Raw genomic sequence first — 10,449 nt, forward strand, 5'->3', positions numbered from 1 at the left:
CCAGCGACCCCCGCACCCCGGCCGGCGCCCCCGAGGGGTCCATGACCTCCGCCAGTCCCAGTTCCAGGTCGAACTTGGCCGCCGCCTCCACCGGCATCCCCGCAGCCGACACCTCCGGCAGCTCCAGCACCGCCCGGCCGGTGTTCTGCACGGTCAGCATCACCTGGAACAGCGGGTGCCGGGCCAGCGACCGCGCCGGCGCCAGCTCCTCCACCAGCCGCTCGAACGGCACGTCCTGATGCTCGAAAGCCGCCAGGCTCGCTTCCCGCACCCGCCCCAGCAGCTCGTGGAACGTGGGATTCCCGGACAGGTCGGTCCGCAGCACCAGCGTGCTGACGAAGAACCCGACCAGATCCTCCAACGCCTCATCGGTCCGCCCCGCATGGGCCGCCCCGATCGGAATGTCGCTCCCCGCCCCCAGCCGCGACAGCAACACCGCCAGCGCGGCCTGGACCACCATGAACGTGGTGACACCCTCCGCCCGTGCCAGCCCCACCACCCGCGCATGCACCTCGGCCGGCACCTCCACCGGCACCGTCACCGCCCGATGGGACGCCACCGCCGGACGCGGCCGGTCAACCGGCAACACCAGCTCCTCCGGCGCCCCCGCAAGCCTCTCCCGCCAGTACGCCACCTGCCGCGAGACCACGCTCCCCGCATCCCGCTCATCCCCCAGCAGCTCCCGCTGCCACAACGCGTAGTCGGCGTACTGCACCGGCAACGGTTCCCACGCCGGAGCCGCACCCGCGCACCGCGCGCCATAAGCCACCGACACGTCCCGCGCCAGCGGCCCCATCGACCAGCCGTCACCCGCGATGTGGTGCACGACGACCACCAGCACATGCTCATCCGTGGCCGCCGAGAACAACCACGCCCGCACCGGCACCTCGGCCGAAAGATCGAAGGCGTGCCGGCAGGCCCCGGCCACCGCCTCGCCGAGGTCCGCGGCCGCGCTCACGAACAGCTCCCAGTCCAGGTCCGCGACGGGCACCACCCGCTGGTAGGGCTCCCCGTCCACCTCGGGGAACACCGTCCGCAGCACCTCGTGCCGCTCGATCACGTCCCGCAGCGCCGCGCCCAGGGCCTCGGCATCGACGCCGCCCGAGAGCCGCAGGACCACGGGGATGTTGTAGGTGGGACTCGGCCCCTCCAAGCGGCCGAGGAACCACACCCGCCGCTGCGCGAACGACAACGGCACCCGCTCCGGGCGAGGCTCCACGGCCCGCACGCCCCGCCGCGCCACCCCGGCGCTCCCCAGCCGGCCGGCCAGCCCGGCCGCCGTCGGTGCCTGGAACAGCAGTCGCAGCGGCACTTCGACGCCCAGCACCGTACGCGCCCGGCTGATCAGCCGCACCGCCAGCAGCGAATGCCCGCCCAGCGCGAAGAAGTCGCCGTCCACGCCCACCTCGGGCAGCCCGAGCACCTCGGCGAACACGCCGCAGAGCAGCTCTTCGCGCAGGGTGGCCGGGGCGCGGCGGTCGCCGGCCGGTCGCTGGTCCGGGGCGGGCAGGGCCTTGCGGTCCACCTTGCCGTTGGCCGTCAGGGGCAGCGCATCGAGCACCATCACCGGCGACGGCACCATGTACGCGGGCAGGTCCCCGGCCACGTGCTCGCGGACGGCCGCGCCGTCCGGCTGGTGACCGGGCACCGGTACGACGTACCCGACCAGGCGGGGGCCGCCGGTCGCGTCCTCGCGCACGGCCACGGCCGCGCGTGCCACCTGCTGGTGGCGTTCGAGCACGGCCTCGATCTCGCCCAGCTCGATCCGGAACCCGCGGATCTTGACCTGGTCGTCGGTACGCCCCAGGCATTCGAGGGTGCCGTCGGCCCGCCAGCGCGCCAGGTCACCCGTCCGATACATGCGTTCGCCGTCCGGCCCGTAAGGGGCGGCCACGAAACGTTCCGCCGTCAGGCCAGGCCGGCGCAGGTAGCCGCGGGCGAGCTGGGCGCCCGCCAGGTACAGCTCGCCGGCGACGCCGGCCGCCACGGGACGCAGGTCCCGGTCCAGTACGTAGGCGCGGGTGTTCGCGAACGGCCGCCCGATCGTCACCGGCCCGTCCGCCACCTGGGCCGATGTCGCCCAGATGGTGGCCTCGGTGGGCCCGTACAGGTTCTCGGCCCGCGCCCCCATGGCCGTGATGCGCGCGGCCAGTTCCCCGGGCAGCGCCTCGCCACCGACGAGCATCCGCACGCCGCGGGGCCAGTCGCCGGTGTCGAGCAGCGCCCGCCACAGAGAGGGCACCGCCTGCATGGCCGTCGCGCCGCTGCCGCGTACCAGGTCGAGCAGGGCGGCCGGCTCGCGTACGGTCTCCTCGGGCGCGAGCACCACCCGGGCGCCGGCCACGAGCGGCAGGAACAGCTCCAGCGCCGCGATGTCGAAGGACACCGTGGTGACCGCGACCAGCCGGTCGTCCGCGCTGAGCGGCACCCGTTCGGCGGCGGCCCGCAGGTGGTTGGCCAGCGCCCGATGGCTGATCACGACACCCTTGGGCCGGCCGGTCGAGCCGGAGGTGTAGATCACGTACGCCGGGTTGTCCGGCGAACGGGCGCCCGCGAAGGCGGCCGGAGGAGGGACGGGCCGGGGGGTGCCGTCCAGGACGAGGATCGGGGCGGGCGACGGCGGCAGGAGCGCGGCGACGCCGGGTGAGGCGAGGATGACGGCTGGAGCGGCGTCGCGCAGCATGTAGCCGATCCGCTCGGCCGGGTACCCGGGATCGACCGGCAGGTACGCCCCTCCGGCCTTGAGCACGGCGAGCAGGGCGACGACCAGCTCGGCGTCCCGTTCCATGACCACCGCGACCACCGACTCGGGTCCGACGCCCCGGTCGCGCAGCTCGCCTGCGAGCCCGTCGGCACGCCGGTTCAGCTCGGCGTAGGTCAGCTCCACGCCGCCCGAGGCCACGGCGATCGCGCCGGGTGCGGTGGCCGCCCGGGCCTCGAACAACTCCGGCAGCGTCGCCTCCGGCAGGCTGGCCGCCGTGGCGTTCCATTCGCGCAGGACCCGGTGCAGCTCGCTCTCGTCGAGTGCGTCGATGCCGCTCAGCGGCAGGTCGGGGCCGCCGTTGAGGGTGTCTTCCAGCGCGGTGGCCAGGTTCTCCGCGGCGGTGCGGACGAGCCTGCCGACGGCCGCCGGGTCGATGGGCGCGACCGCGTCCACGGTCAGCGCGAGCCCGTCGCCGTCGTCCTCGACCGCGACGCCGAGCGGGTAGTTGGTGCGCTCCCGGGCGAGCAGCAACCGGATGCCGTCCGGGCCGCCGCCCTCGCCCTCGCCGCGCCGGGTGTTGTGGCGGTAGTTGAGGAACGAGGTGAACAGGGGGGTCTCCGGCGGCACGCCGCTGGCCTGCTGGGCGAGCGAGAGAGAGGCGTGCTCGTGCTCCAGGAGCCGGGCGAGCTGGCCGCGCAGTTCCGACACGGCTTGGAGCACGGTCAGCTCGTGGGTGCGCACGCGTACCGGCAGGGTGTTGATGTACGGGCCCGGGACCTGGCCGGAGCCGGTGCCGGCGTGCATGCGCCCGAACAGCACCGTCCCGAACACCACGTCGTCGCGGCCGGACACCGCGGCCACCACGCGGGCCCAGGCCACGTGCATGAGTGTCGCGGTGCTGACGCCCAGCCGTTTGGCGACCGCGCGCAACCGCCGCTGCGACTGCCCGGAGAACGCCACGGCCCGGCGTACGACGTCGTCTCCGTCGCCGCGCGCGTCCACCAGGCCGAACGGCGTGGTCGGCTCGGTGACGTCGCCGAGCAGTTCGGCGAAGTGGCGTTCGTGCGCGGCACGGTCCGCGGCGTCGCGGGCCTGGGCCACGAAGTCGCGGAACGGCCGGGGCTCGGCGAGCTGGCCGCCGCGTCCCGAGAGGATCGCCAGGATCTCGGCGAGCAGCACCTCCAGCGCCATGTGGTCCTGGACCATGTGGTGCACCCTGGCCAGCGCCAGCCACCGGCCGCCGGGCGCGGCGGTGGTGTGCACGTCGATCATGGGCGCACGGCCGACGTCCAGTTTCCGCCCGGCGTGGGCCACCAGCCGTTCGGCCAGATCACCGTCCTGCTCCGGTAACTCCACCTCGCGCACGGGAAGTGTCGCCTGGCGCCAGACGACCTGGACCGGTTCGCGGAGCCCCGCCCAGACGATGGACGTGCGGTAGATGTCGTGGCGGTCGATCACCCGCTGCAACGCGCCGAGGAAGGCGTCGAGCCGGTCGCGGGTGTCGAACTCCAGCACGGTCGGCATCACGTAGGCGTCCCGGCCGCCGTCCTCGGCCAGCAGGTGGTGGAAGAGCAGCCCCTCCTGGAGCGGCGCGAGCGGGTAGACGTCGGCGATGTTGGGCGCGCCGCCCTCGACGCCGGCCACGACGCGGTCGATCTCGTCGGCGGTCAGGTCCACCAGGGGCAGCATGGCGGGGGTGATCCGGGTGGCTCCGTCGGGGATCAGGTTGGCGGGTACCGGCGCCCGGTCCACACCCGCTGTGGCGGCCAGGCCCGCCGGGGTCGGGGTTTCGAAAAGGGCGCGTACCGGCACGTCGAGGCCCCGGGCGCGCAGCCGTTCCGCCAGGCGGATGGCCAGCAGCGAGTGGCCGCCGAGCGCGAAGAAGTCGTCCTCGGCGCCGACCGACTCCAGGCCGAGGACGTCGGCGAACGCGGCGCACACCAGCTCCTCGCGCGGGTCGGCGGGGCCGCGGCCGGTGGCGGCGAGCGCGGTGAGGTCGGGCAGCGGCAGGTTCCTGGTGTCGATCTTGCCGTTCGGCGTCAGCGGGAGCTCGTCGAGCGTCACCAGTGCCGCGGGGACCATCGACGCGGGCAGGTGACGGCCGATGAACTCCTTCAGCTCGGCCGCGTCGATGACGGCCCCTGGCGCCGGTACGACGTAGGCGACGAGCCGCGGGTCGGCCGCGGGCGTCTCCTCGCGGGGCGCGGCCACGACGACGAGCTCACCGGAGGTCGTCCACTTGGCGCGGTGGGCGGTGCGGTACAGCAGGGTCCCGTCGGAGGCGAACGGGTTGGCCACGAACCGCTCCGGCTGCCGCCCGTCGGCGGCCACGTACAGGTCGCCGGTGACGCCGATCGGGGTGGGGGTGAGATGCTCGTCCAGCACGTACGCGCGCGTGGCCAGGGGCCGCATGTCGTCGGGCACCGGGACCGCCGCCGAGGCGACCTTGGTCCACTCCACCAGGACGCGCCGCCGTTCGGCGGGATCGAGCACGTCCACCGCGCTCAGGCGCGTGCCCGGGTCGGCGGTCACCTGCTCCAGCACCCGCGTCAGCCGGCCGGCGAGCGCCGTGACGCTCTCCTGGTCGAACACGTCGGCGGCGGCGGTGACCACACCGCGCATCCCCGCTGGCGCGCCGGCGGTGTCGAAGACCTCGCCGAACACCACCTCGAGATCGAACTTCGCCCCCAGCGCCCCCGAAGCGCGGTCCCCGGCGGGCCCGTCCGCGACGGTCCTGGCGGCGTTCTGCAGGGTGAGCATCACCTGGAACAGCGGGTGCCGCGCCAGCGACCGCGCGGGCGCGAGCTCCTCGACGACCTTATCGAACGGCACGTCCTGATGCTGGTACGCGGCCACGTCCGTCTTCCGCACCCGCGCGAGCACCTCGGCGAACGTGGGATCCCCTGAGGTGTCCGTACGCAGGACCAGGGTGTTGACGAAGAACCCGACCAGCTCGTCCAGGGCCTCGTCGGTACGGCCGGCGACGTCCGTGCCGATTGGCAGGTCGGTGCCCGCGCCCAGCCGCGACAACAGCACCGCCAGCGCGGCCTGCAGCACCATGAACGTGGTCACGCCCTCGGCCCGCGCCACCGCCGCCAGCCGCGCGTGCACGTCGGCCGGGATCTCCATCCGTTCGCTGAGCCCCCGGTACGTGGCCACCGGCGGGCGAGGCCGGTCGAACGGCAGGGTCAGCTCCACGGGTGCGCCCAGCAGCCGGGTCCGCCAGTAGGCGAGCTGGCGGGACATGACGCTGTCCGGGTCGCTTTCGTCGCCGAGCAGCTTGCGCTGCCACATCGTGTAGTCGCCGTACTGGACCGGCAGCGGCTTCCACTCCGGCGCCCCGCCCGCGCACCTGGCGGCGTAGGCCGCGGAGACGTCCCTGGTCAGCGGCCCCATCGACCAGGCGTCGCCGGCGATGTGGTGCAGCACCACGGTGAGCGCCTGCCGGCCGTCGCCGGCCCGGAACAGCCAGGCCCGGATAGGGATCTCGCGCGCCAGGTCGAACGGGTGCGCGCCGGCCGCCGCCACCGCGTCGTCCAGGTCCGCCACGTCGGCGACCCGCAGCTCCCACGCCAGCTCGGCGAGCGGGACGACGTGCTGGTACGGCTCCCCGTCCACGGTTGCGACCACCGTGCGCAGCGCCTCGTGCCGCCCGATCACGTCCAGGAGGGCGGCGTCGAGCGCGGCGGCGTCCACCTGGCCCGGCAGCGTACGCACGATGGGGATGTTGTAGGTCGCGCTCGGGCCTTCGAGCTGCCCGATGAACCACAACCGGCGCTGCGCGAACGACAACGGGATCATTCGGTCTCCTCCCCGGCGCCCAGGGGCCGCAGCACGGGCCGCCGTGATCTCTCGTCGCCCAGCCGCCGGGCCAGCCCCGCCGGGGTGGGCGCGTCGAACAGCGCCGCCAGGTCGGCTTCGACGTCCAGCACGGTCCTGATCCGGCTCATCAGCCGCACGGCGAGCAGCGAATGGCCGCCGAGCGCGAAGAAGTCGTCGTCGACACCGACCCTCTCCAGCCCGAGTACCTGGGCGAACGCCTCGCACAGCCGCTCTTCCCTGGCGTCGGCGGGGGCGCGGCCGGCGCCTGCCGCGTACTGGGGCGCGGGCAGCGCCCTGCGGTCGAGCTTGCCGTTGACCGTCAGGGGCAACGCGTCGAGCACGACCACGGCGGCCGGCACCATGTGCCCGGGCAGCCGCTCGGCCGCGAAGCGCCGCACCACCTCGGGCAGCGCGCCGCCGGAGAGCGTGTCGGCGGCGGGCTCCGCGGCGGTCCAGGTGTCGGCGGCCGTCACGTAGGCGACCAGGCGCACGTCGCCCGGGGTGTCCTCGCGGGCGATCACGGCCGCCTGCCCGACTTGGGGGCACCCGGCCAGCACTGCCCGCACCTCGCCCGGCTCGATCCGGAACCCGCGGATCTTCACCTGGTCGTCGGCCCGCCCGGCGAAGACGAGGTGGCCGTCGGCGGTCCACCGTGCCCGGTCGCCGGTCCGGTACATGCGCCGGCCCGGCTCGAACGGGGAGGCCACGAACCGGCTCGCGGTCAGCGCCGGCTGTCCCAGGTAGCCGCGGGCGAGTTGGCCGCCGGACACGTACACCTCGCCGACGCTGCCGGTGGGCATCGGGCGCAGCCCTTCGTCCAGCACGTACACGCTGAGTCCGGGAAGCCCGCGCCCGATCACGCTGCCCGGCGCGTCGCCGGAGGGACGCAGCTCGTGGAAGGTGACGTGGACGGTGGTCTCGGTGATGCCGTACATGTTCACCAGGCGCACGCCGTCGCCGTGGCGTTCCCACCAGTCGTCCAGCCGCGCGGGGTCCAGTGCCTCGCCACCGAACACGACGGCGCGTACCGAGGCGACCGCTTCGGGCCGGTGCTCCTCGACGGCCGTGAGCTGGTAGAACGCCGACGGCGTCTGGCTGAGCAGGGTGACGCGCTCGCGTTCGAGGAGGGCGAGGAACTGCTCCGGCGACCGGGACACCGCGTACGGCACCACCACGACCCGCCCGCCGTGCAGCAACGCGCCCCACAGCTCCCACACCGAGAAGTCGAACGCGAACGAGTGGAACCAGCTCCACACGTCGTCAGGCCCGAACCCGAACAGCGGCCGCGTCTGCGCGAACAGGCCGGTGACGTTCGCGTGAGTGACCGCCACCCCCTTGGGACGGCCGGTGGAGCCGGAGGTGTAGATCACGTACGCGGGATGCTCCGGATCGAGCACCTGCCGCTCCCCCGCGACCGGCGCGCCGGACCCGGCGAGGTCCCGCACGGCCAGCCACGGCACGCCGTCCGGCAGCCGGCCGCGCAGATCGGCCGAGCTGAGGACGTGGCAGGCTCGCGCGTCGGCCAGCGCGTACGCGATCCGCTCAGCCGGGTACGCCGGATCCACCGGCAGATACGCCCCACCGGCCTTGAGCACGCCGAGCGCGGCGACCACCAGGTCGATCCCCCGTTCCAGGCAGACGCCGACCACCGACTCGGGTCCGACACCCCGCCGGATCAGCAGCCTGGCCAGCCGGTTGGCGCGGGCGTCGAGGTCCGCGTACGTCACGGCGACACCGCCGGCCACGAGGGCGACCGCGTCCGGGGTGCGTACGGCCTGCGCCTCGAACAGCTCGGGCAAGGTGGCGGGCTCGGCCGGGACCGGGGCGGTGTTCCACTCGGTGAGCAGGCGGCGCCGCTCGTCCGGTTCGAGCAGTTCGACAGAGCCTGGCCGGATTTGGGGGTCGTCGAGGAGGAGGCCGAGCAGCCGGGTGAACCGGGCCGCGATGCGGGTGACCGAGGCCGGATCGAACAGGTCGGCGGCGCCGATCAGCGAGCCGCGCACCCCCGTAGGGCCGCCGTCGGGGCCGAAGGTCTCCATCAGGCGCATGTCCAGGTCGAACTTCGCGGCCGGCTCGCCGGCGGCGATCTCACCGGTCCGCGCGCCGGGCAGCTCCAGAGCGGCCTCGCCGGTGTTCTGCAGCGTCAGCATCACCTGGACGAGGGGGTGCCGGGCGCGTGATCTGGCCGGCGCCAGCTCCTCGACGAGCCGCTCGAACGGCACGTCCTGGTGGGCGAGGGCCTGCAGGCTGGTCTGGCGCACCCGGCCGAGCAGCTCCCGGAACGTGGGGTCGTCCGACAGGTCGGTACGCAGCACCAGCGTGTTGATGAAGAACCCGACGAGATCGTCCAGGGCCTCATCGGTGCGGCCGGCGTTGGCCGTACCGATGGGGATGTCGGGCCCGGCGCCCAGCCGGGACAGCAGCACCGCCAGCGCGGCCTGGACCACCATGAACGTGGTGACGCCCTCGGCGCGCGCCACCTCCGCCAGGCGGGCGTGCATGTGCGTGGGGATCTCGATCGGCGCGCTGTACCCGCGGTGCGAGGCCAGCGGCGGGCGGGCCCGGTCCGCCGGCAGCGCCAGCTCCTCCGGCGCCCCGGCCAGGGTCTCCCGCCAATAGGCGACCTGCCGCGAGATCACGCTGTCCGGATCCTGGTCGTCGCCGAGCAGCTCGCGCTGCCAGAGCGCGTAGTCGGCGTACTGGACGGGCAGCGGCTCCCATCGCGGCGCGGCGCCCGCGCGGCGGGCGGCGTAGGCGGAGGAGACGTCCTTGGCCAGCGGTGCCCGTGACCAGCCGTCACTGGCGATGTGGTGGATCACCACCACCAGCACCCGCTCGTCGAACAACCACGCCCTGATCGGCACCTCCGACGCCAGATCGAAGCCATAGCCTGTCGCCTCGGCGACCTCCAGATCAGCCGACGACACCCGCTCCATCCGCCAGATCAGCTCATCCGGCGCAAGAACCCGCTGGTAAGGCTCGCCATCAGCGACCGGGAAAACCGTCCGCAACACCTCATGCCGCTCGATCACATCCCGCAACGCCAACCCCAACGCGTCGACGTCCACCTCACCATCGAGCCGCACCACGATCGGAATGTTGTAGGTGGCACTCGGGCCCTCCAACTGCCCGATGAACCACAACCGCTGCTGCGCATACGACAACGGCACCCGCCCCGGCCGCTCCACCACCGTCAACGAAAGCCGAGCCGTCCCAGCCTCACCCAGCCGCGCCGCCAACGCCGCCACCGACGGCGCCTCGAACAACACCGGCAACCCCAACTCCGCCCCCAGCAGCGCCCGCACCCGGCTCACCAACCGCACCGCCAGCAGCGAATGCCCACCCAAAGCGAAGAAATCCTCGTCCACCCCCACCGCAGACAACCCCAAAACCTCGGCGAACGCCTGACACAACAACTCCTCCCGCACCGTCGCCGGCACCCGCCCCCCACCAGCACCCAGCTCAGGCACAGGCAAAGCCCTACGATCAAGCTTGCCGTTACCCGTCAACGGCAACGCATCAAGCGCCACCACCACCGACGGCACCATGTAATCCGGCAGCCGCTCGCCCACAAACCGCCGCACCAGATCAGCCACCCCCTCAGCCCCCACGACATACGCCACCAGCCGGACCTCACCCGGCACATCCTCACGAGCGATCACCGCCGCCTGAGCCACCAGCGGATGCGCCGCCACCACCGCCTCCACCTCGCCCGGCTCGACCCGGAACCCCCGAATCTTGATCTGGTCGTCGGCCCGGCCCAGATACTCCAGATCCCCATCAGCGTTCCAGCGCGCCACGTCACCACTGCGATACATGCGCGCCCCCACCTCAAACGGGCACGCCACAAACCGCTCCGACGTCAGATCCGGCCGCCCCACATACCCGCGAGCCACCTGCACACCCGCGATATACAACTCCCC

The 10,449-nt window shown here is 73.6% G+C and carries 2 protein-coding genes; both read right to left on the reverse strand.

Going from position 1 to position 10,449, the window contains the following annotated elements:
* Positions 1 to 6,505 (reverse strand): non-ribosomal peptide synthetase (locus ETD85_RS55300; protein WP_138697878.1); only part of this gene is annotated, 6,505 nt, incomplete at its 3' end.
* Positions 6,502 to 10,344 carry an amino acid adenylation domain-containing protein gene (locus ETD85_RS55305; RefSeq protein WP_338087259.1) on the reverse strand — a complete coding sequence of 1,281 codons (3,843 nt, stop codon included), beginning with the start codon at positions 10,342 to 10,344 and terminating at the stop codon, positions 6,502 to 6,504. The genes ETD85_RS55305 and ETD85_RS55300, both read right to left, overlap by 4 nt.
* Between the last annotated feature and the right edge of the window lie 105 nt (positions 10,345 to 10,449).

The organism is Nonomuraea zeae (assembly GCF_005889725.1).
GTDB classification, from domain to species: Bacteria; Actinomycetota; Actinomycetes; order Streptosporangiales; family Streptosporangiaceae; genus Nonomuraea; species Nonomuraea zeae.

Excerpts from the sequence above, each read along its gene's own strand:
- ETD85_RS55305 (WP_338087259.1), bottom strand. The coding sequence starts at position 10,344 with ATGTATCGCAGTGGTGACGTGGCGCGCTGGAACGCTGATGGGGATCTG.